Genomic DNA, 20,699 nt, shown 5'->3' on the forward strand with positions numbered 1-20,699 from the left:
CTTCATTCGCGACCAAAATATTGAAAAATTCCATCGAATGCTTGCGTCAGAGCCTGATGAGGACAAACGAAGACTCCTTCGCGCGTTGATTGACGCGGAGCATGAAAAGCAGCTTTCGCGCAGCCTTTGGCCTCTGACGGGACGTTAAAGGATATCACTCGGCCGTCGAAATGACTTGGCGCTCTTCCTGATGACTTGGCGCTCTTCCTCCCGGTGACAGGACCGTCCTGTCGCGGCGCTATTTTTTGCCCCGCAGCGGCATATTCTGAACCGGCACTGCGCGCCATTGCTCAGCCCTCGAAGCCCGCCAATAGCCGGTGCCGATGCAAAAACGGCCGGCGCTGCCATGCCGACGCCGGCCGTCCGTCCGTCCGCAGGAGCGATCGCTCAAGTCTTCGGTTCTTGGCTAGCCTTCGGTTCTTGGCTAGCCTTCGGTTCTTGGCAAGCCTTCGGTTCTTGGCAAGCCTTCGGTTCTTGGCAAATCTTGGGCTCTTGGCAAATCTTGGGCTCTTGGCAAGTCTTCGGCTCTTGGCAAGTCTTCGGCTCTTGGGGCGAAATCAGGAGCCCCGCCTCCTCGGCAGCCGAGACGAAAGCCACACGCGCCTGGTCGGACCAAACCTTGCCTTCAAGGGCCTCACGGCAGAGTGATACAGCTGCCAACCTCTTGGCAGTTGACGCAAAGGCAGATGGCCAGTGCCCCACAAGCAATATCACCGCATCGTCGAGCCGACATATTTCCACGGCCCCCTTATGGGGCATGGCAACCAGAACGGGCTCGAACTCTCGAATTCTGCGCTTAGCCAAACGATATCGGCGTTGTTCTTCCAGCGTCAAATGACCCTTACGCTCCCTCCTCATACCCCCGTACTGGATGACATATCCGTGCGCACCGTTGCAATGGCGTTCTGGGCGCACGCCTCCTCTCGCGCTTCTGCCGGGCGAAGGAACTGAGGTCTGGCGAAGAGATCGGGTCTGGCGAAGAGATCGGGCCGGATGATGTTTGGCGTCGAACGACGCAGGCTCCGGTGAACAAACCGCCACCTCCAGCGTTGAGTCATCAGCGCTCAGCATGGAGGCGAGTATGAATAAAGACGAAGTCAAGGGTACTTTCACGGAAGTTGCGGGCCGGGCCAAGGAGGCTGTGGGGGATGCGATCGGCAACCGCCGCGTCCAAACGGAAGGCATGGTCGATCAGGTCGCCGGCGCGACACAGCATGCCTATGGTGTCGCGAAAGAACGCGTTGCTGATGTCGCCGACGCTGGGCGCGCCTATTATGACGAGGGTGTGCATGCGATCGGCCGCCGCGTCGAAGAACAGCCCGTGGGCAGTCTCCTCTTTGCAGGCGTCATCGGATTTGCGGTTGGCTGGCTGTGCCGCGGGCGCCAGCAGTAGCGCAAATCCGACCTAAAGTTGACTCGTCAGTTGCCGACAAGATCTTGAATTATCTCGTTTATGTTGAACGGGAGCAAGTCCGCGACGAGCGGACTTGTCCCGTTTGATACTCGGGGAATTCCTGCTCGGGGGTATTCATGCTTGGGAATTCCTGGCTTGGCTGCTGGGGTCGATGCCGGCGCCCGGGTGGATGGACAGCAAAAGGTCGCGACGATGCTCGATCACCACATCCGACAGGAGGCCAGGCTTCTGACAGGAAGGCAGGCTTCCGACGCCAAGGACCACGCTCAGTCACCGCGATCTTCGAAGAGGAGACCGGTTTGCTGCGGCCGAGACATGGCGGCGCGACATGGCAGTGAGACATGGCAGACTGTATCTGCTCTCGGCCAGAATGAGCGCCTTGAGATCATTCCGGCCGAAAACGACTATGGCATCCGCTGACGAAGGCAGGTGTCCGGTTACTTCGCCAGAACGATTTCGCTTGGACGCCAGCTCTTGTCGAAGAACGACGGCAACGGGCTGTAGAGGCGCAGGATTGTGAACCAGCCCTTCCCGGGGTCGGTCTGGATCCAGTTGCCGCGCGCCACGCCCTCCGGCTGGGCGGGGCCGAAATAGACCGTGGTCGTCCCGTCGGCGGCGACCTCCGCGGCCGGAGAGGGATAGCTCTGGCTGCCGGCGCGCGGATATTTCTGCGGCGTCTGCAGCATGGAGCGCGTCTGGTTGTCGTAGAGTGTGAAGGACCAGAACGCCTTGGCGGGAATGTCCTTGGGCAGTGTCACCTTGTAGGTTTTGGCGCCATCGAACGGGGTTCCGTCAGGAGCGAGGAAACTCATGAGGTACTGCGAGCCCACACCCGGGATGCGCATGATCATGCCCGGCGAATCGAGTGTGTAGCCGTAATAGAAAGCTGTGCGGGAATCGAGCGCGCGCGCGCCGGTCGGTGCCAGCGGCTCGAACATTCCATCCTTGAAGATGGGCGGCGGGGTCTCGAAAAACGCGCCGCCGTCCCACAGCATGCTGCCCCACTGCGAATCCTTGTAGTAGGCCCAGTCTGGGTGCTGCATGGCATAGCGCCAGTTGAGCGCCCGGCCGCTTGCCTGGCCGACCAGGGCTGCGTCCGACAGGATTCTCTTCATCCGCTCGTCGGGCTTGAACGCCTTGCCATGCACGATGCCGATCGCCGCAAGCTGCCCGGCGAGCTCGACGTCGTAGCTGGTAGCGGGCTCGTTCTGGACGTTTTGATTGATGAGTTCGAAGAAGCCGTAGTCGCTTGGCGGAATCGTATTGAACGACAACCCGCTTGCCTCGATGAATTTCGTCTCGGGAACCTTCGGCTCTCCCGCGATACGCACCGTGCCTTCGAGGGCTTGCGCAAGGCTCGTTCCGAAAGAGCCAGGCTGGTGGGGATAGATCTTCAGGTTCTTCTTGACGTTCTCGACGGCCGGCTTGGGGTCGTTGTCGACGAGATAGGCCCGCGCGGCGTAAAGAGCGAGGTTCGTCTTTGAATGCGCGATGAAGTAGCCGCCCTCAGGCAACGGGCCGTTATAGTCGGGCCCGACGATCAGATATTTGCCGCCGAGCCCACGGTCGGGGCCGGGGCCGCCGATATCGATGATCCACGAGAACCACATGTCGTTGATCGTGCCGACGGCGTCCGACGGCTGCTCGACCACCACCGGGCCTTTGCTCAGGTCGAGCGCCGTGAGGTAGTAGACCGTGTCGGCGTTCGCCGTCAGGAACAGCGAGTTCGAATCCATGAGCTCGGAAAAGATGGCGACGTCGCCGGGCTTGACGCCGATGCTTTCGAAGCCTTTGACGATCGCCAGGGCCGAGGCGCCGCGGAAGCTGTTATTGTAGACGTTGAGTGCCTGGGTGAAATCGAGCGTGTCGTACACTTTTCTGGCGGTTTCGGCGGTCGGCGCGCCGTCTTTGAACTGCAGCGTGCCGATGCGCGTCTCAGCCGTGTCGGGCGCGCCAAGAGACCGAACGGTCTCGTGCGACACCTGCTGCGACATCTGCGCCATCGCAGCGCCGGAGGGCAGCGTGAGGGCAGCGACGAGAGTGGCACCGGCCAATTTCAGGTAGCGTCTCATGATCTGTTTCATCCCTTTGTCGCGGTCCGGACTGCGCAATGTCTCACCCGACACCACGCGTCTTTTGGTCGCAATAACGACTGCGCCAATATTGAGCGCCGGCAGCGGCCAGGCCTCCAGTTTGCCCGGGACACCTCTGTTGCGCCACAAAGCAACAATCGGATTTCAAGACCACTCATTTTGCGCCACCATGGCGGTATCCTCGGAGCGTCGCGCGCATGGCAGAGATCCCGGTCATCTCCAACCACATCTTGCACGGCATGCCGGCTTTCCTGCGCCAGGTCATCGGCGACAGGGCGCTTCGGCAGGCCAACCGCGCCGTCGGCTTCGATCTCGAGCTGACCGAGGGACGGAACTGCTTCATTCCGCACGCGGCGGTGATCGGTTTCCTGAACGGCGCAGCACGGGCGGCGGGGGAGCCTTATCTGGGCCTCCTGTTGGCTCCGGTGATGGACGCCGCCAACTATGGCAGCTTCGGGCACTACGTGCTTGGGGCCGATACCCTCGGGAACTCCATCGCGCGCGCCACTGCGGCTCTCTGTTATCATAGCACGGATGACCGGATGTCGGTCGCGATCGTCGGCGACGAGGCGCGCTTCAGCTACGTCTTTGCCCTGGCCGGCCGCGCCGGCTACGACATTGTCGCCTGCGCCGCGGCGGGGGTCCTCATGAGCGTGCTCAGGGCCTATTTGCCGATCGACTGGCGGCCGCAACGCATTGAGCTTGATATTGACAAGCCGCGCCAGACAGGGCCGTTCGAAGACGTCTTTCAGTGTCCCGTCATTTTCAACGCACCCGCCGTGACCATCGTCATGGAACGGCATCAGCTGTCTACGGCGCAACGGCGCGCGTCATGGTCGACGATCACCATCGAGGATGTGGCGCGGGACAGGCAAGGCGGCGCTCCCCGTGATGTCCTCGATGTGGTCGTCGAGCAGATCCGCGCCCAGGTCCTCACCGGCAGCGTGACCATCGACAGTGCTGCGCAATCGATGGACATCAGCATCCGAACGCTGCAACGCGCGTTGAACCGTGCCGGGACCGATTTCCGCAGCTTGGCGAACGCGGCGAGGCTTCAGCGCGCCATCGAGTTGCTCCGGCACACGCGTGGATCGGTCACCCGTGTTTCGGCGGAGATGGGATATTCCTCTCCCGCCAATTTCGCCCGGGCCTTCCGAAGGGCGACCGGCCGCGGACCGCGGGAGTTTCGCGCGGGGATATAGGGCCGATTTCCCCCGCCGCACGGGCCGGGAAATGGGCGGTAGTCGGCCGGGGTATCCCTGTACAGTCCTCTCGCATCCACGCTACAGTTGGCCAAGATGGGAGGGCTGGTCATGAAACATCTGCGTATCGTTGGTGGGGTTATAGGCTTGTTGGCTGCCGGCGAAGGTGCCCTTGCGCAGGATATGCTCGCCATCAAGGGGACATGGACCCCCTCCCAGGGCGCTCACATCGTGGACGGGCAGAGCCGCCACCACGAGAGCGGAACCACGGCCGTCCCGGGCCAGGACACGCTGAAAAGGCACAACTCGAAATTCGTCTTCCGTTTTGAAGGACAGGAAGGCAGGACCTTCTGGGGGTCGCTCTCCTCGGACAAGGTCTCGGAGAGGCTGATCGGTGCCCTGTCCGTGGATGGGAAACGCTTCGTGATGGCCGATCAAGATGGCACTTTCACCGGCACCGTCGTGGATTCCAACACATTGGACTATTGCTATACCCACGTCACGCCGACCGACAGGGCGGTCGCTTGCGGGCTTCTCGTCCGCGAGCGGTGACAGACGGCATCCGCCCCCCTTTGATCGTCATCAGACCTGTCTATGTCAAACCCACCGAAATCCCGGTAACGGGGCGATTTGAATTTGCGGCTTCAGGCCCAAAATGGGTCTGTGCAAAGTTCAAGCGAACCATAAAAGCAGTCCGTCATGCCGGCGCAGTCCAAGCGGTAGGAACGCGTTACACCGACATGCAGAGATGCTGACGCATCTGCACGTCGGCTCCGCTCAAGCGCCGCGCGGGCTTGACCGAGGCTCGATGAGTCAAGCTCGTCGAGCCTCGGCTTTTTGCGTTCATCCATAATTTTGCTGTAAAATTTGCCTATGATCTGACGCAGCTCCCGGCGAATCGGCGCAGGATTGTCACAAGCTGGAGTGGGCATGCGGTCCCCAATCCCTAGGTTCGTGCACATGCGATTGCGCTGGTACGCGAAGGCGACCGGCGACGTCCTGTTGCGGAATTGGCTATGGTGTTTTGTCGCCGGCGCAGTGATCCCCTGGGACATGACGTTTCTGCTTGGACTTTCGGCGCTGTTGAATGACCTCCTCGCTCGTGATCAAGGGTTCGGGTGGCGCATCGTGTTTCCGCTACTGTTGCAAGCGGCGGGACTAGCATGGACCGGCGCGCAGCGAAACGCGATTGGCGGCGGGGAATTTACGTCCTATGCAAGCACAATGCCGCTTTCGGCCGGCGCGCGGCGCGCCGTCAATCTTCTTATTCTGGCGGCTGCCGACAACCTCTGGCTGATTCTTTTCGTGCTGGCGGCGGCGTTCCCGCCAGCCGGCGACCCGTATCCCGGCGCGTTTAGAATTGCGGCTCTTTTGGCGCTCCTCGTGCTGTTCTTGTCGGCGCAACTGGCGCTGCTCGAACGAAACACCGCGGCGATGATGGCAGCTCTCGCGGCGAATATTCCCCTGGCTCTGTCTCTGACAGTCAACGGCTGGCCGCTTCAGTGGGTGCTTCTCTTCGCCGCTCCGGCGCTGGCGGTGGCGGGCTTTACCGAGTCGCGGTTGACCGCCTCAATAAAATCAATCAAAGCGCCGCGAAAATTACGGTCAAACAGCCTGGCGCTAAAAACACCCATTGCTTTGCGGATTCAACTCAAGGCGTTGGTCGAGACGCCTATCGGCTCGGTCCTGCGTATTTGCGCGGCGCTGGGCATGGCCGCCTTTGCCGATTTTCTGCTCCAGGCCTTCGACTACGATTCCCGCTCCGCGACGACGGTCGTGGTCGCCATGGCGTTTGTCGCTATCTTCCTCAGCGGATTCTACCGCGCGCTGCGCATGGCTCACATGACAATGGCGCTCTATTCTGCGACACTGCCCCTTCGGGCCAGGTTCTGGGCGATTTGCGACACTTTGCTGGTGTGTTTGCTTGGACTGCCGCCGCTGGCCATTCTGCTGCTGCCCGCAATCATCCACAAAGTCGCCGCCGTGCCCGTCCTCACCGCTCTTTCGGCGGCTTTTCTGGCGTTGCTCGCAGCGATCCGGCTTCCCGTTGTTTTTGGCGGGCGGCGAGCCGTTCTCTATTTGGTGTTTTTGACGACCGCTTGGTCGGGTGCGGCAATCGCGGCCGTCGCCCATTGAAGGAAGCGCTTCGATGCTGAAATGCGAAGGGTTGCGCAAATCGTACAGCGGGCGGCCCGTCCTGCAAGAAATCGGCTTTGAACTCCCGGCTGGAGCCTGGGCGCTGCAAGGTCCGAACGGCTGCGGAAAGTCTACATTGTTGCGACTGCTCGCCGGCGCGGAGGAGCCGGACGCCGGCGATATCTGCATAGCCGGCGTCGGTATGCGCGAAGCGCCGCTGCGGGCGCGCCAGCACCTTTCCTACGCGCCAGACGAGAGCCCAATCTATCCATTCCTGACAGGCTCAGATCTGCTCGATTTCGTTTGCATGGCGAAAAAGCGCCCGCTCGACACATATGTCGTCGGACTGATCGATGGGTTCGGGCTGCCGCCCTTCATGGGCGTCCGCTTTTCCAACCTGTCCCTTGGATCGCAAAAAAAGCTGCTTCTGTGCGCGGCTTGGATTGGAGAACCAGACGTCATTTTTCTTGACGAGCCAAGCAACGGATTAGATCTCGCGTCGCGTGACCTTCTTGCAGAGCTTATTCGTCAACGCTCCCGCGAGACGACGATATTCTATGTTTCACACGACAGAGACTTTGTCGCCGCTACCGAAGCGAATGTCCTGACGATGAAGGATTTATCGCTCAGGGTCATAAACAGACATCCAAAATGACCCACCACCGAATTCGCACAGGTATCGCAATCCTGCCGAACCGGGCCGCCGCCTTCCATTCCGGCGGCCAAAGGCCGCAAGCTCGGCGCAGGTCAGGTCCTGATGCCTTTCGCAACTTGGGCGGGGTGCGCGTGATCGCGCCGCGCCCTCGACGTTGATTGGTGTGCGTTCACTCAGAGGGCCGAGCAAGCTGGCCTCAATGTCGGCCGCCGGCCATGGTCACCGCCGGCAGCACGTCAACAAGATCCTGAGGGTGCAGAGATACCTGATCTTGCACGTCACAGTGCTCAATATGCACTCGCTCATCGACCTGCCCGTCTTGCTGAAGAAGGCAGGGCTGCGCCAGGCGACCGCAACGCGCTGAGATCTCGACGGGATAGAAATAAGCCGATGATATCGCTCGCCAATCGGCAACCGACATGCAGCGATCGGTCGTCAATCATAACCTGGAAGCGGATAGCAGGCCGGCCGAACCTCGGGTCAGAAGGCGGGAATTTGGGATAAGATGCATTTGTTTGATCGAGATGGGTTGCAGACCGCCGATGGCAGAGCTATAAGACCGGCCTCGCGGCAAGCGATGTCGGAGTGTAGCGCAGTCTGGTAGCGCACCTCGTTCGGGACGAGGGGGTCGGAGGTTCGAATCCTCTCACTCCGACCATCAAAGCCACTGAGTTTCCTCACTTTTTTCTATATCTGTTCCCTTAAATTCTAGGGCGGGGACAGTTATGGGGACAGATTGAGGCCCTGGGACAGATACCTGGGATGGGAAAAGGCGCCGCGAGGGCGCCTTCTCTATTCAAGGGCTTGGCCGAATCAGGCGGCGTTCGCTGCCTTCACCCCATCAGCCACCCACCGCCATTGACCACACTCAAGGCCCCATCGTGCGATGATGCCGGCCCGAGCCCGCCGCTCGGTCAGGTCATTCGGCAGGCGGTGTGTTGCCTCCTCCTGCACCGCCGCCAGCATGAAGCTGAGCCGTTCGACCTCGAACCCCGAGAAGATCTTCCACTGCGCCGCTCGACGTGGCGCAGTGAACCGCGAGCACGTCCTTGGCGGTGTTGATGGCGAGATAGAGGGCGGACAGCCGGGTCATTTCCACGCCGGACAGATCCACGTCCAGGATCGTCGCGTCCGGTGTCGTCTCGCTCAGGGGGAGCCCCGTCATGCAGCGCCTCCCGTCTTGGCGATGGCGTTGCGGACCACTTCGCCCACGATGGTACGCTCAACCGAGGCCCACCATCACATCGAACGAACTTCGTACGATGACATCCGACGAATTTCGTCGGAGGTGGCGACGAGATTCGTCGGAACCTTGAACGACAAAAGCCGCCCCGTCCCGAAGATGGGGCGGCGATGCGAAGTGAATTGCGTGATGGCCAAGGCCGTGTACCCATAAACCCAGCGACGTGATGCGACGAACGCAATGTCCGCTTTACCCCTATAGCGGCCGAGTTCGTGCGGCAGCGCAATATGTCGCGATGGGCCAACAGCGGAAGTCCGGATTCGCGCGCGGGGGCGAGGCCTAACTATCAATAGGCGAGAATGTGCACACGACCTCATACATGCCCGGCTCAAATTTCGCGATCGTGAGCGCCTCTTCGAGAAAGGGTAGCGGTCCAGGATCCTGGCGCATGGACTCATAGTCTTCCACGCTGCGCCACTGCGCATACATGGTCACTTTCGTGCCGTCGAGGCTCCGATGAAGGGTCGAGGAAACAAAGCCAGGTGCCCGGCTGACGAATTCATCGGTCGCGCGCGCAAGCAAATCGAGGAGCCGGTCCTGGTTGGCGGGATCTACCGTGAAGACATTTATTAGGCTGATCATACGGTTCGGTCCTCTCTTTTGTTGCCTGATGCCTTGCCTATCACGAAGGGGGAGTTCCAATTGGCCTGCTGCCGTTTTCGTGGACGGCCAGTTAAGCTAACCTGACCTTCTTTTCGAACTCGACCGGGCTGATGTAGCCGATGGTCGAGTGCCGGCGAACGGCATTGTAGAAGCGCTCGATGTAATCAAACACGTCGGCACGAGCATCGTCACGTGTCCGGTACACCCTGCCTCTGATCCGCTCGGTCTTCAGCGAGGAGAAGAAGCTCTCCATCGCGGCGTTGTCCCAGACATTGCCAGAGCGGCTCATCGAGCAGGTGACGCCGTTGTCGGCCATGAGCTTCTGGAACTGCTCGCTGGCATATTGGCTGCCCTGGTCCGAAGGGTGCAGCAGGGCATCCGGCTTTCCTCTGCGCCAGATCGCCATCATCAGCGCATCGGTCACGAGCCCGGCGGTCATTTCGGGCTTCATCGACCAGCCCACCACACGGCGGGAGAAGAGGTCGATGACGGCGGCAACGTACAGCCAACCTTCTGCGGTCCAGATATAGGTGAAGTCGGCGATCCAGCGCTGGTTCGGACGCTCGGCATGGAACTCCCGGCCGAGCGTATTCGGCGCGATGGCCGATCGCTGGCCACCGTCCTTGGGCAGGCTGCGCCGACGCGGCCTGGCACGCAAAGCCTGGGCACGCATCAGCCTCTCGACGCGATGCAGGCCGCAATCGATGCCCTCCGCCAGCACGTCCCGCCAGACACGCCTGGCACCATAGGTCCGATCCGAACCAAGGAAGCTTGCCCGGACCCTGTTGCCGATCTCCTCGTCGTCGCGTGAACGCCGGCTCGGCAACCGGTTGAGCCAGGCATGGAAGCCCGAGCGCGACACATCCAGCGCTTCGCAAAGCCATGCCCAATTCTTCCGACAAGAACTTGCCAGATCCCCCGGTGCTTCGCAATGAACGTGAACCTCATGTCACGTCCTTCGCGAAGTAGGCTGCGGCCTTTTTTAGGATGTCGCGCTCCGCCTTGAGCTTGGCCACCTCGCGCCGCAGCTTCTCGATCTCAAGCTGCTCCGGCTTCATCTGGCCGTGGCCGGGAAAAGCCTGCGCCGGATCGGCAGAGAAGAGCTTAACCCATTTGCGCAGCTGGTTCTCATGGACATCCAAATCCCGAGACGCCTGCGCCACACTCACTCCGCGATCCTTGATCAGGCGAACCGCCTCGATCTTGAACTCACGCCCAAACTGTCGTCGCCTCATACGCCACCTCCGGTTTCATGAAACACCCAATCTCGGTGTCCACGAAACCGGCAGCAGGCCAAATCGTCTGGTGTCGTCGACGATCAGTCACCTGGTCAGTTGCTATCGCCCATCTGACAAAGCGAGGCTTGAGGTTCGATTACTTGTCGTTCTTTGTCAAGCGGATCACCGCTTCCAGGCGCTTCGGGATCGCCGAGGCCTTGCCCCTCACCGGCCTGACATCCACAAGGTTTCCCGTCTCCATCGCATCGAGGATGGTCACGCAGCAGTCGATGGCGTGCCCGAGGTGGTGCGCTCCGCTCCGTGTATCGAATGTGGCCTTACCCGGCAACTTTCGAGTGCTGGGTAAGGTATTCAGATTTTGCGTGAACGATGGGTTATTGACCGCTACCCGCATTCTTAAACTGCTCCTCGAGCCGCTCCTGAATCTGATCGATCGAGAAACTCGCTGGACGTTGGGCGGGTGGGAACTCTTTGAACGTTCCCAGGAACTGCGCAACGTAGGCCTGGGCCGGCGTCAGCAGATAGACCCGATCTATGAGCCAATCGTAGTAGCTGTTCGACGTGAGATCCGCTCGCTCGTAGGGATCAGAGCGCAAGTCGAAGAGCTTCGGCACACGCAGCGGCGTGAAGGGCTCAGCCCAGATGCGCAAAGTGCCGGTCGCGCGCTGTTCGGAGAAGACGACCTTCCAGTTCTCGTAGCGCAAAGCGACCAACTGGCCGTCATCATTGAAGTAAAAGAACTCCTTGCGCGCGCTCTGGGCCGTCTTGCCCGTCAGATAGTCAAGCTGGTTGTAGCCATCGAGGTGGTTCTTATACTGCTTGCCGTTGAGATCGATCCCCTTCAGCAGCCGCTCCTTGATATCGGTATCGCCCGCGGCCGCGAGTAGTGTTGGGAACCAATCGAGCCCTGAGAAAATGCCGTTGGCGACGGATGCAGGCTGGATATGACCGGGCCAGCGTATCATTGCCGGGACACGAAAGGCACCCTCCCAGTTCGTGTTCTTTTCGCTTCGGAACGGCGTGGTACCGGCGTCGGGCCATGAATTCTGGTGGGGTCCGTTGTCGGTCGTGTAGATGACAATCGTATTCTCGGCAATCTTAAGCTGGTCGAGTTTACTGAGGATGGTACCGATGACTTTGTCGGTTTCGACCATTCCGTCAGCATATTCCGTGAGTGCCGTCAATCCGGGTTTGCTCCGGTTCTCTGGCCTGACATGGGTGCGGAAATGCATCCGGGTGGTGTTCATCCAGACGAAAAATGGCTTATCGGCCTTCACTTGCCGGTCGATGAAGTCGATGGCCGCCGCCGAGGTTTCGTCATCAACGGTTTCCATCCGCTTTCGCGTGAGCGGCCCAGTGTCCTCAACCCTGCCGTCCGCGGAAGATCGTATAACACCGCGCGGCCCGAATTTTTGGCGAAAAGCGGGATCCTGGGGGTAGTTGAAGTTCTCCGGCTCTTCCTCGGCATTCAGGTGATAGAGATTGCCGAAGAACTCATCGAAGCCGTGCGCGGTTGGCAGAAACTCATCGCGGTCGCCGAGATGGTTCTTGCCGAATTGCCCAGTCGCATAGCCAAGGCTCTTGAGGGCGGAGGCCACTGTCGCGTCCGTCGCCTGAAGACCCACATCTGCGCCTGGAAGACCGACTTTGGAAAGACCGGTTCTCAGCGTCGACTGCCCGGTGAGAAATGTCGAACGGCCAGCCGTGCAGCTTTGCTCGGCGTAATAGTCGGTAAACTTCAGACCTTCATTGGCGATTCTATCAATATTCGGGGTGCGATAGCCCATGAGGCCGAAACTGTAGGTCGACAAATTGGTCTGGCCGATGTCGTCGCCGAAAATAACGAGGATGTTGGGACGAGACGGGGTGGCGGGCTGGGATTGCGGTTGTGCTGGCGGGCTGGTCCGTTGTTGCGCCAATGACGGTGAAGTCAGAGCTCCGACAGTGACACCGGCAAAAACAACTGATGCGAGAAGATGTCTTACTCTCACAGCGTCCTCCGTTATTACTCACCGCGCGAAATGACCGCTTCAGTGGGACATCCCATTAGGGTGTCAGAAAGAGGATGTGGCAAGCAGAAGCGTAAGCATTCTGGAGTTCGCGCGCTTACCGGTGGGGCGGTTGGCAGCCTCTATCGCTACGAGGTTACCTAAGCGTCGGCCTTCTATTTCCCGAGGAAGGCCTTTCCGCCCCCGCAGATCCGGCCGCCGCGCCCCTTGGGGCCGGTGGGGTGACCCCCGATCCGGTGAAGAGCGAGCCGCCCGCCATGGCGACGCCCAAGGCGGAGGCCAAGTCGGGCCCCAAGTCGGAGGCCAAATCCGAGGCCAAACCGGATGCGGCCAAGGCCGAGACGGACAAGGCGAACACCGACAAGGCTGATACGGACAAGAAGGACGCGGAGAAGGCCGAGACCGAGAAAGCAGGCGGCCCGACGGTCCTGGCTGAGCAGACACCCTCGGCCATCACGATCGGCGACTTCGACAAGCAAGCACCGACCGAGCCCGAAGCGCCCTTCAACGGCAGCTTCACCCAGCGCATTCCGCTGGAGGTGCCGGGGTTCCGGGGGCTCGAGCCGAAGCTCAGCCTCGTCTATGATTCGAGCCAGGGCCTGCGCGCCGGCGGCATGACCGCAGGCCTCCTCGGGGTTGGCTGGGACCTTGGCGGCCTCTCCGACATTGTGCGGGTGTCGCGCGTCAATGGCGCACCGCGTTTCAACACCGACGACACCTGGCTGCTCGATGGCGCCGAGCTGGTGCCCTGCGCCCAAGCCCCGTCCAGCCCGAGTTGCAGCTATGGCGGCAACTTTACGACGCGGGTCGAGAGCTACAAGCATATTCTCTTCAACGAAGGTCGCTAATATGCCTGTTGACACAACCAAGTGTCCAGAGAGGGACCTGCGATGAACATCATTGCTGCCGCTGATACGAGCGCGCCCTCCCGCGCCCGCGAAATCCGGTTTCTCGGCCTTCCGACCTGGATCAAGGCGGACCGCGAATTGACCGGGGGCACTTCAGCCTGATCGAGCAGGTCATACCTGCTGGTTTCGAGTCGCCCTGGCATATGCATCGTTCCGAGGACGAGTCGTTCTACGTCCTCGAAGGCCAGATGTCGGTGATCTTTGAAGACGGACGCAGGCTGCTTCAGGCGGGCGACTTCGCCTTCGGTCCGCGCAACGTTCCGCACGGATTTCGCATCGAAGGCGACCAGTCGGCACGGATCCTTTTGATGACGACCGGAAGCGATTTTACCGATTTCATCGCCGAGACGAGCGTTCCGAGCAACGCGCCCCCGGCTGCTCCCGACATGACGCTCCTGATGGCGGCCGCCGAACGGCACAACATCGCCATTCTCGGCTCGCTGCCACGATAGCAGCAAGGACTTGGCGTTAGCCCGAGACAATCAGAGACGGTTAAGCGCCGATCCGAGAAATGGGACGGGAACCGACGCACGGCCACGCGATTGCTTCTCACGGATGATCATCTGAGGGCCGTTCGCTCGGCTGACGGCGCGCTAGCCCGCAATCGCCAATCTTCGGCGAGCCAATGTCCGCAACCATGCCTAGCCTGGAGGGCGTCCGGCAATCTCCCTAGGATCCACACTCGTTTATGGGAGCTTGAAGCCGGTGCATCTGCTCGAAGGGGGGCTTAGACTGGTGGGATTGCGCACCCACCATTCCGCTATGCATATAAGGCTGATCTCTCACATTAAGGGCCCAGGCGATGACCGCTGATGAGCAGGCACTCAAAGAAATCGCTTCGCTGCGCGAGATGTTGGCGTCTGCTCCGCGGCCTGTTGGCTGGGACAATAGACGCGCGCGCCTCGACGAGGTAGGGACTTTTTGGCCCGTCGCTGACGACATCGCGTATGAGTCTGTCGAATGCGGTGCTGTCAGCGGGGAATGGTCTATCGCACCCGGCAGCGATCCGGCCAAAGTGCTGTTGTACTTCCACGGAGGGGGCTATTGTTCGGGTTCGATCAAAAGTCATCGCCGCCTCGTCACTGAAGCGGGTCGGAATGCCGGTATGCGAACTCTGGCGATCGACTATCGCAGGGCTCCGGAACACCCGTTTCCTGCGCAACACGAGGATGCGCTCAGTGCCTGGTCATTTCTAATCCGCCAAGGGATCGAGCCCAAGCATATCGCCTTGGGAGGCGATAGCGCGGGCGGAAATCTCGCCCTGTCTCTTGTCAACCGTTTGCAAGAGGCAGGAAAACCGCTTCCCGCATGCGCCTGGCTGGTATCGCCCTGGACCGACTTGACGATGTCAGGATCGTCATTGGCGGTCAAGGAGGCCATCGACCCCATTATCCATGCGGCATACCTTGAAGAACTTGCAAGCGCCTATGTTCCAGCGGCGATGGATCGAAGCGATCCTCTGATCTCGCCACTGTTCCTCAACTTCAATGGCTTTCCACCAATTCTGATCCAGGTTGGATCCGCAGAGGCACTTTTGTCGGATGCGACGCGTCTTGCTGAAGCTGTGGGCATGGCAGATGTCGACGTGAGGCTCGAAGTCTGGCCGCACATGATCCATGCCTGGCCAGTCTGGAATGCCGGATTGGAAGACGGTCGCAAAGCGCTCGTGAGCGCCGCCGCTTTCATCAATTCCGTGATGCGATGAGTTGCGCCGGAACTGCGTTGATCAGGCAGATTGTTTCGGCCTTACGAGCGTCGCCGCCAGCATACCACCTACACCTATGACGGCCTGAAGCGCGTCAAGACCAAGACCCTGCTCGCCTATACCCCGCAGGCGACGACGCCTCCGGCGCCGAGGTCCTCCACCGCTATTACCGGCCCTACGGCCAGATCCCGATCACCACCTCGACCTTCAGGTAAGCCAAGGCTTTCATCGGCGAGCGCCGGGACAGCGAGACCGGGCTCCTTTATCTCAACGCCCGCTTCTACGATCCCGCCCTCGGGCGGTTTATCTCGCCGGATTGGTATCTCCCCACCGATCCCGGCGTCGGCACCAACCGCTACGCCTATGCCTTCAATGATCCCATCAATAAGTCAGTTCCGAATGGGCATACGACGGCGATGGGGGATCGAGACGGATCAGAGCCTGATGAAGAGCAGCAGGCGCGTGATCAGGCAACGAATCGCGACCCTATCGGCGATTTCACCTTGAATGCCTTGGAGGCGATAGGTGGGTTCCTGGAGTTTGTCGGTGAAGGCCTTCAGGGGGCGGGGCAAGCTGCAGCTCCCGCCAAGGCGGTCGCGACAACAGGGGCAGGTGTCAAAACGGGGGTAGCAGCCCTACGCGCTGCAGGCGCCGCGGTCCGGGCGGAGAAGGCTGCTGCGCAAGTTCTTGGAAAAACTACGACGCTCGATGGGCTAGCGAATCCGGTGCCCGAAACGCTAGCGCGAGCGGTGCCAGAGATATACGGTCCCAACCCACCAGCACTGGGGCCACTATCACGGGGCGACGTTTTTGTAACAGATGCCGAAGCCCTAAGAGGTCTAAACGCAAAGCAAATCTCAGAGGCGCTGGCAATTCCTGAGGCCGAGGCTTTCAATGTTTTCGAGTTTTCATCTCGCGGACTTGATATCGCCTCTCCCTATAATCGGCCAGATGCTAATTTTGTTAACGGCGGGAGAACCAAGGCTGGGCTGCCCGAGTTTGTGATACCTAACGGCCCATTCCCCGAAGACACCACCCGAAGGACAGTAAGATGACACACGTAATATCTCCAAATGAGACTGTCATCGAAGCCACATGGGACGACACACCCGAAGCGCGAGAAATCAACAAAAGAATAAATTACTTAGGTTATCATTATCTGAAAAGAATATCGGTTTTCGAACAGGACTGGGCCGTTCTTCTGCAGGATCCGGAAGACGGAAGATTTTGGGAGTGGACGAATCCAGATGGTGATAGAAACGGCGGCGGACCGCCGCGCCTTGAATACATTTCTACTCAAGCGGCAGCAAAGAAATACAACATCTGAACTCCACTATGGATTGGTAAAGCCATGCCCGCCCAACAATTCACAGCGCAGATGTACAATGCCTTCCTCGGGCGGGCGCCGGAGCCCAATGGCTATGCCTGGTGGGTCTCGCTCTATCCCGGCATGACCGAGACCGCCTTCATCAATGCCTGGGCGGCCACGGCGAGGCGTTGATGAAGGCGGTCGCCAGCGTCTTCGCCGACGGCCCCATCGCCCGCGTCACCCTCGACGGACAGCCGGTCATCTGCATCAGCGTCAACGGCGACTTGACCTTCTCCGTCACCACCGATTTCGTCCTCACCGGCCTCGGCGCCGCCACCTTCACGGATTTCGTGCTGGCTTAAGGTCGCGGCGTGCTGATGGGCCTCGGCGCGTCATATGTGAAACGAGGCAGGTCGCAGCGATCACAACTCGGGGCAGGTAACGCAATCGAGTCGTCTCTACACCGAGCATCTCCCGGCTGCGGACCTAGCCGCGAGAGACAAGGCGACCAGCCTCCAACGCCGCCTGGGCATCGCGCTCCTCTTCCAAATAAGCCGCCGCGATCGCTTCCACGGCCTTGTCAGTGTCCAGATGGCTCATGGCCGGCCATTGTACCCTGGCCGGGAAAAATGAGAACAAAAAAAGAACAAAAAGACGCTCATTCCGTGCCGTTCGACACGCCGCGTCGCGCTCCCAGCCGCTTGCCTGTGGAAAAAGGACCGTGCGAAGCTGGCCTATCCGAGGGAGAAGGCCATGTGCAATCTCTATTCCATGACCAAGGGCCAGCAAGCTATCCGCGAGCTGGCCAAGGCCTTTGAGGATTACACGGGCAACCTCCAGCGCATGCCGGGCATCTTTCCCGACTATTCCGCGCCGATCGTCCGCCATGGAGCGAACGGACGGGCACTGGCCATGGCGCGATGGGGGATGCCGTCCTCGCAGTTCGCCCTGATGCAGGCCGCCAAGCGGCGCGCCGAGAAGCTCGAGGCCAAGGGCCAGGCCGTCGACTTCAAGGAATTGCTGAAGATGGAGCTGGACAGCGGCACCACCAACGTCCGCAACACCGACAGCAAGCACTGGCAGCGCTGGCTCGGGCCGGACAACCGATGCCTGGTGCCCTTCACCTCATTCAGCGAGTTCAACAAGGCGGCCGGCGGCGATATCTGGTTCGCCTTCGATGAGGAGAGGCCGCTCGCCTTCTTCGCCGGCATCTGGACAGAGCGCTGGCCGAGCGTGCGCAAGGTCAAGACCGGGATGGAGGTCGCCGACCTCTACGCCTTCCTGACCACGGACCCGAATGCCGAGGTGGGCGCGATCCATCCGAAGGCTATGCCCGTCATTCTCACCACCGAGGACGAGCGGGATATCTGGATGCGGGCGCCCTGGAGCGAGGCCAAGGCCCTACAGCGCCCGCTGCCGGACGGTGCGCTCATGATCGTGGCGCGGGGCGTCAAGAACGACGACGCTCTTCCATCTCTTTGACGGACCGGCCGTCGGCCATTTTGCGCCCCGATGTCAGTCGTCGAAGCCGCATTGGCGCTTCAAAAACGGACATTACACTTGACACGTCTGAACGCCGGCCGCCCACCTGAGCCGCTGGCGGGCGGGCAATGGCCCGCTCCACCATTCCTTCCTTTCGCGACGATCCGCCGGATCAGGCCTTGTCGAGCTTGATGCTGGTCGCATCGGCCGTCAGATAGCCGACGGCCGCGCCGAAGCGGTCCTTGTAGTTCGCGCGAACCAACGGATCGAGCGTATCCTTCACCTTGGCGTGGATCTTCTCCCAGTCACCCGGGTGCTGGAAGTTGCTCATCACATAGGTCCAGCCGTTGAGCTCATCGACAGCATGGAGCCCGGTCGATTCTGCGCCGGCCGGTACCGACATGATGCGCGACAGCTGCTTGGTATCGACGTTGTAAGCCCACAGGAAGTTGTTGACGTGCATGCCGCTGTCCTCGCCGATGAACAGCGTGCGCAGGCGCTCGGAGAACTTGATATTGTCCGGATTGCCGATCTTGTCCGGGTTGGCGGTGTTGCCGAGCGCGTCAGGGGTGATGTCCTCGCCCGTCAACACGAAGCGGGTTTCGAACGGCACCCACTCGCTGGCGATCGCCTCGCCGCCGCTGTCCTTCTGGCCGCCACTCACGGTGTGGGCCAGAATGCCGCCCGCCTCAAGCGGCTTGTTCAGCGCCACGCCCGAGGTCTCGTACCAGCCCTTGCCGCCCTTCACCATCGAGTCCCTGATGGAGGAGATCGCCGAATAGGCCACCTTTTCCTTGGTGTTGACGGTGGTGCCTTCCATCTTGGTGAAGACCATGCTGCCGCCCATCAGCGCGGCGTAGCGGTGCGTTTCCAGGAAGGCCGCGGCCTTCTCCATGCCCGGCTTCAGCTTCACCCAGTGGAATGAGCCACCCATCGCGATCCGGGTATAGCTCGGATCCTTGGGGTCCTCCTTGGCGATCTCCATGATATCCGTCGGCTTCAGCGTGTCGGCGAGTTTCTCGATCTCGGCGCTGGTGGCGTGGCCGAGCTTCACCCAGGTGATCGTGTCGGCCGGCGCCGCGGCGTCGGTCGAGAGCTTGCCGCCGAGCTTCGCGACATAGAGCGTTCCGGCCGAGAGGTCCGCTTCCTTGTCGGCGACGAACATGAACAGGCCGCCATTGGTCGCGTCGTCACCCATCAGCAGCGTGCGCTGGTCCGGCATCACCTGCACCAGCTCATGCGAGATCCGGCCGATGCAGTAGTGCTTGGTCAGCGTGCCGGTACCGTCAGCGCTGACCTTCACTTCCGGAAGGTGGCCGTAGTGATAGGGGTTGGCCGCCTTCTCGTCGCCGAACAGGTTCTTGCTGTAGGCCAGGAACTGCTTGTTAGAGGAGGCCGAGAACGCGTCCGGCTCGTATTCCTCGCTCGAGAGGTGAGTGTTCCACGGGGAAAGGCTGGCGCCGCAGGTGATCCACAGGCCGTGCGCCTGAGCGGTGTCGACATTGTGATACTTCACGAGGCTGAGCTTGCCGGTGCCTGGATCCTGATCGAGCGTCAGGACGGCGATCGGCGAGGGCATGCGGCCATAGGTGTCGTCGCCCTTCTGGTCACGCGACATATATTCGAACTGGACGACGGCGAATACGGTCTCGCCCTTCACGCCGTCGACCTTTGCACCGGCGATCGGTGCCAGCAGCGAGGTGCCGTCCGGAGAATCCGAGAAGAACTGGCGCTCCTTGCCCGGCACCGAGGTGTCGATGATCGGCTCGTTGTGGATGTCGTAATAGCCGCCCGCCAGGATCTGCCCGCCCTTGCCGTTCGGCACCATGTCGCCGGTGATGAAGAACGGCTCGTAGGCCAGCTTGAACGACTGTGTGCCGCCGTCGGCGAGCGTGACCGTCAGCTCCGAACCAACCGTCGTGGTCGCCATGGCGGCCGGATCGGCGAGCGAGGGTGCGGCCATCGAACTGAACGTCGCCGAGACGAATCCCGCCGGCGCAGCGGCGGCGGGCGCCGTGCCGAGCGCCAGCAGCGAGGTAGCTGCCGACGTGCCGAGCGGCAGCATCGGTACGCTGGCGAGAAATTTCAGTGCCTGGCGGCGCGAAGCGTTGGTCGAATCGAGCATGTCTGACCTCGGATTCCTTCGGAGGGCAAGGCCCTAGGGGCCACAGGGTTCGTCGTCAGCAATGGACGAGCGCATCGCGTCAGCGACCTGATCCGATTAGAACGGCTATAAGAAGCTTTGATGAACCCTGACGCTCCAATCTCGTCAGACGGTGCGGTCGAGCTGCTTGAGATCGTCGCGAATCAAGGAATTCAGCGTGTCTACCAAGTTCGAATCAAAGCGCTTCTGACAGCCGCGATGAGTGGTGCCCGGTGATCAGCCAGCGGCCATCAATCTCTTCGAAGGTGAAGAGGAAGCGCGTCGGCACCGATTCAGCGCATCCGTTGCGGATGAAGTCGAAAGTGTAAGAGGGTGTTTGAGAAGGGGCTTGGTTCACTGCCATCGGCGCAGCAGGGTGGCAGAAGCGGCGATTGTGATGAGGGTTTCGGCGACGGAGGTGAATGGAGAATGGACTACGACGCCCACCGGCCTCATACGAGCCTTGGCGGCCTTACCCCGAACGAGTTGCAACCCGGTCCAGAACGGACCACAGCCAGAACAGAGTCCAGTTATGAATGAGGCAAATAGGGGGCAACGT

The 20,699-nt window shown here is 60.8% G+C and carries 21 protein-coding genes, 1 tRNA gene and 4 pseudogenes; 17 read left to right on the plus strand and 9 right to left on the minus strand.

Translation table 11 applies throughout. The features are described from left to right. Positions 1-387 precede the first annotated feature (387 nt). Positions 388-1,185 carry a DUF982 domain-containing protein gene (locus tag C7450_RS35160; protein ID WP_110376360.1) on the minus strand — a complete coding sequence of 266 codons (798 nt, stop codon included), beginning with the start codon at positions 1,183-1,185 and terminating at the stop codon, positions 388-390. On the opposite strand from C7450_RS35160, the gene C7450_RS19360 reads away from it, so the two are divergent. Continuing rightward, positions 1,082-1,393: a CsbD family protein gene (locus C7450_RS19360; protein ID WP_170147329.1), complete on the plus strand. Its 312-nt coding sequence runs from the start codon at positions 1,082-1,084 to the stop codon at positions 1,391-1,393. The two genes, C7450_RS35160 and C7450_RS19360, sit on opposite strands and share 104 nt — an antisense overlap. 458 nt (positions 1,394-1,851) lie before the next feature. Here the strand turns inward: C7450_RS19360 and C7450_RS19365 are convergent, their stop codons facing one another. After that, complete coding sequence (locus tag C7450_RS19365; RefSeq protein WP_425351245.1) at positions 1,852-3,408, minus strand: DUF1254 domain-containing protein; 1,557 nt, start codon at positions 3,406-3,408, stop codon at positions 1,852-1,854. A 296-nt stretch (positions 3,409-3,704) separates the two neighbouring features. Here C7450_RS19365 and C7450_RS19370 point away from each other — a divergent pair, with 296 nt between their 5' ends. From C7450_RS19370 to C7450_RS19390, 6 genes are all read left to right on the plus strand, one after another. Then, on the plus strand, positions 3,705-4,709 hold the full coding sequence (locus tag C7450_RS19370) for an AraC family transcriptional regulator (protein ID WP_110376102.1): 1,005 nt from the start codon (positions 3,705-3,707) through the stop codon (positions 4,707-4,709). 111 nt (positions 4,710-4,820) lie between these two features. After that, positions 4,821-5,261 (plus strand): hypothetical protein, encoded by a 441-nt coding sequence (locus tag C7450_RS19375; RefSeq protein WP_110376103.1) that lies wholly within the window; start codon positions 4,821-4,823, stop codon positions 5,259-5,261. A 408-nt stretch (positions 5,262-5,669) separates the two neighbouring features. Continuing rightward, the gene (locus tag C7450_RS19380) at positions 5,670-6,845 is read left to right on the plus strand and encodes a hypothetical protein (RefSeq protein ID WP_110376104.1); all 1,176 of its coding nucleotides are present in this window, start codon (positions 5,670-5,672) and stop codon (positions 6,843-6,845) included. A 13-nt stretch (positions 6,846-6,858) separates the two neighbouring features. Next, entirely contained in the window at positions 6,859-7,500 is a 642-nt protein-coding gene (locus C7450_RS19385) for an ABC transporter ATP-binding protein (protein WP_110376105.1), read from the plus strand. Between the two features lie 199 nt (positions 7,501-7,699). Beyond that, positions 7,700-7,864 carry a hypothetical protein gene (locus C7450_RS34045; protein ID WP_170147330.1) on the plus strand — a complete coding sequence of 55 codons (165 nt, stop codon included), beginning with the start codon at positions 7,700-7,702 and terminating at the stop codon, positions 7,862-7,864. Positions 7,865-8,081: 217 nt separating this feature from the next. Then, positions 8,082-8,158 (plus strand) — tRNA-Pro (locus C7450_RS19390). 261 nt (positions 8,159-8,419) lie between these two features. Here C7450_RS19390 and C7450_RS19395 read toward each other — a convergent pair. The 5 genes and pseudogenes from C7450_RS19395 to C7450_RS19415 form a co-directional block, all read right to left on the minus strand. After that, positions 8,420-8,665: a hypothetical protein gene (locus C7450_RS19395; RefSeq protein ID WP_110376106.1), complete on the minus strand. Its 246-nt coding sequence runs from the start codon at positions 8,663-8,665 to the stop codon at positions 8,420-8,422. Between the two features lie 357 nt (positions 8,666-9,022). Further along, on the minus strand, positions 9,023-9,325 hold the full coding sequence (locus C7450_RS19400; protein ID WP_110376107.1) for an antibiotic biosynthesis monooxygenase family protein: 303 nt from the start codon (positions 9,323-9,325) through the stop codon (positions 9,023-9,025). Between the two features lie 91 nt (positions 9,326-9,416). After that, positions 9,417-10,581: pseudogene (locus tag C7450_RS19405) on the minus strand (IS3 family transposase). A 139-nt stretch (positions 10,582-10,720) separates the two neighbouring features. Continuing rightward, positions 10,721-10,978 carry a hypothetical protein gene (locus tag C7450_RS19410; protein ID WP_146227406.1) on the minus strand — a complete coding sequence of 86 codons (258 nt, stop codon included), beginning with the start codon at positions 10,976-10,978 and terminating at the stop codon, positions 10,721-10,723. Further along, positions 10,959-12,575 carry an arylsulfatase gene (locus tag C7450_RS19415; protein WP_170147331.1) on the minus strand — a complete coding sequence of 539 codons (1,617 nt, stop codon included), beginning with the start codon at positions 12,573-12,575 and terminating at the stop codon, positions 10,959-10,961. Before C7450_RS19415 ends, C7450_RS19410 begins: the two co-directional genes overlap by 20 nt. 239 nt (positions 12,576-12,814) lie before the next feature. Here C7450_RS19415 and C7450_RS19420 point away from each other — a divergent pair, with 239 nt between their 5' ends. From C7450_RS19420 to C7450_RS35165, 4 genes and pseudogenes are all read left to right on the plus strand, one after another. Next, positions 12,815-13,441 carry a SpvB/TcaC N-terminal domain-containing protein gene (locus C7450_RS19420; protein ID WP_146227408.1) on the plus strand — a complete coding sequence of 209 codons (627 nt, stop codon included), beginning with the start codon at positions 12,815-12,817 and terminating at the stop codon, positions 13,439-13,441. A gap of 173 nt (positions 13,442-13,614) precedes the next feature. Continuing rightward, positions 13,615-13,953, plus strand: a complete 339-nt coding sequence (locus C7450_RS19425) for a cupin domain-containing protein (protein WP_281064280.1) — start codon at positions 13,615-13,617, stop codon at positions 13,951-13,953. A 350-nt stretch (positions 13,954-14,303) separates the two neighbouring features. Next, positions 14,304-15,206, plus strand: coding sequence for an alpha/beta hydrolase (locus tag C7450_RS19430; RefSeq protein WP_110376111.1), 903 nt, complete (start codon positions 14,304-14,306; stop codon positions 15,204-15,206). A 227-nt stretch (positions 15,207-15,433) separates the two neighbouring features. Then, positions 15,434-15,601, plus strand: a pseudogene (locus C7450_RS35165) (RHS repeat-associated core domain-containing protein); the annotation flags it as partial. Positions 15,602-15,640: 39 nt separating this feature from the next. Here the strand turns inward: C7450_RS35165 and C7450_RS34655 are convergent. Further along, positions 15,641-15,778: a hypothetical protein gene (locus C7450_RS34655; protein ID WP_245449950.1), complete on the minus strand. Its 138-nt coding sequence runs from the start codon at positions 15,776-15,778 to the stop codon at positions 15,641-15,643. 66 nt (positions 15,779-15,844) lie between these two features. Here C7450_RS34655 and C7450_RS35170 point away from each other — a divergent pair. The 5 genes and pseudogenes from C7450_RS35170 to C7450_RS19450 form a co-directional block, all read left to right on the plus strand. Beyond that, positions 15,845-16,261, plus strand: a pseudogene (locus C7450_RS35170) (polymorphic toxin type 10 domain-containing protein); the annotation flags it as partial. Continuing rightward, positions 16,258-16,533 carry an Imm27 family immunity protein gene (locus C7450_RS19445; protein WP_110376113.1) on the plus strand — a complete coding sequence of 92 codons (276 nt, stop codon included), beginning with the start codon at positions 16,258-16,260 and terminating at the stop codon, positions 16,531-16,533. The pseudogene C7450_RS35170 and the gene C7450_RS19445, both read left to right, overlap by 4 nt. A 24-nt stretch (positions 16,534-16,557) precedes the next feature. Continuing rightward, the gene (locus tag C7450_RS34050) at positions 16,558-16,707 is read left to right on the plus strand and encodes a hypothetical protein (RefSeq protein WP_170147332.1); all 150 of its coding nucleotides are present in this window, start codon (positions 16,558-16,560) and stop codon (positions 16,705-16,707) included. Then, positions 16,707-16,877 (plus strand): hypothetical protein, encoded by a 171-nt coding sequence (locus tag C7450_RS34055; RefSeq protein WP_170147333.1) that lies wholly within the window; start codon positions 16,707-16,709, stop codon positions 16,875-16,877. Before C7450_RS34050 ends, C7450_RS34055 begins: the two co-directional genes overlap by 1 nt. Positions 16,878-17,268: 391 nt before the next feature. After that, positions 17,269-17,997, plus strand: coding sequence for an SOS response-associated peptidase (locus C7450_RS19450; protein ID WP_110376114.1), 729 nt, complete (start codon positions 17,269-17,271; stop codon positions 17,995-17,997). A 172-nt stretch (positions 17,998-18,169) separates the two neighbouring features. Here C7450_RS19450 and C7450_RS19455 read toward each other — a convergent pair whose 3' ends face one another. Next, entirely contained in the window at positions 18,170-20,122 is a 1,953-nt protein-coding gene (locus C7450_RS19455) for a PhoX family protein (protein WP_110376115.1), read from the minus strand. Between the two features lie 441 nt (positions 20,123-20,563). Here C7450_RS19455 and C7450_RS34660 point away from each other — a divergent pair. Then, positions 20,564-20,676, plus strand: a pseudogene (locus tag C7450_RS34660) (IS3 family transposase); the annotation flags it as partial. Positions 20,677-20,699 lie beyond the last annotated feature (23 nt).

It is taken from the genome of Chelatococcus asaccharovorans (assembly GCF_003201475.1).
Lineage (GTDB): Bacteria > Pseudomonadota > Alphaproteobacteria > Rhizobiales > Beijerinckiaceae > Chelatococcus > Chelatococcus asaccharovorans.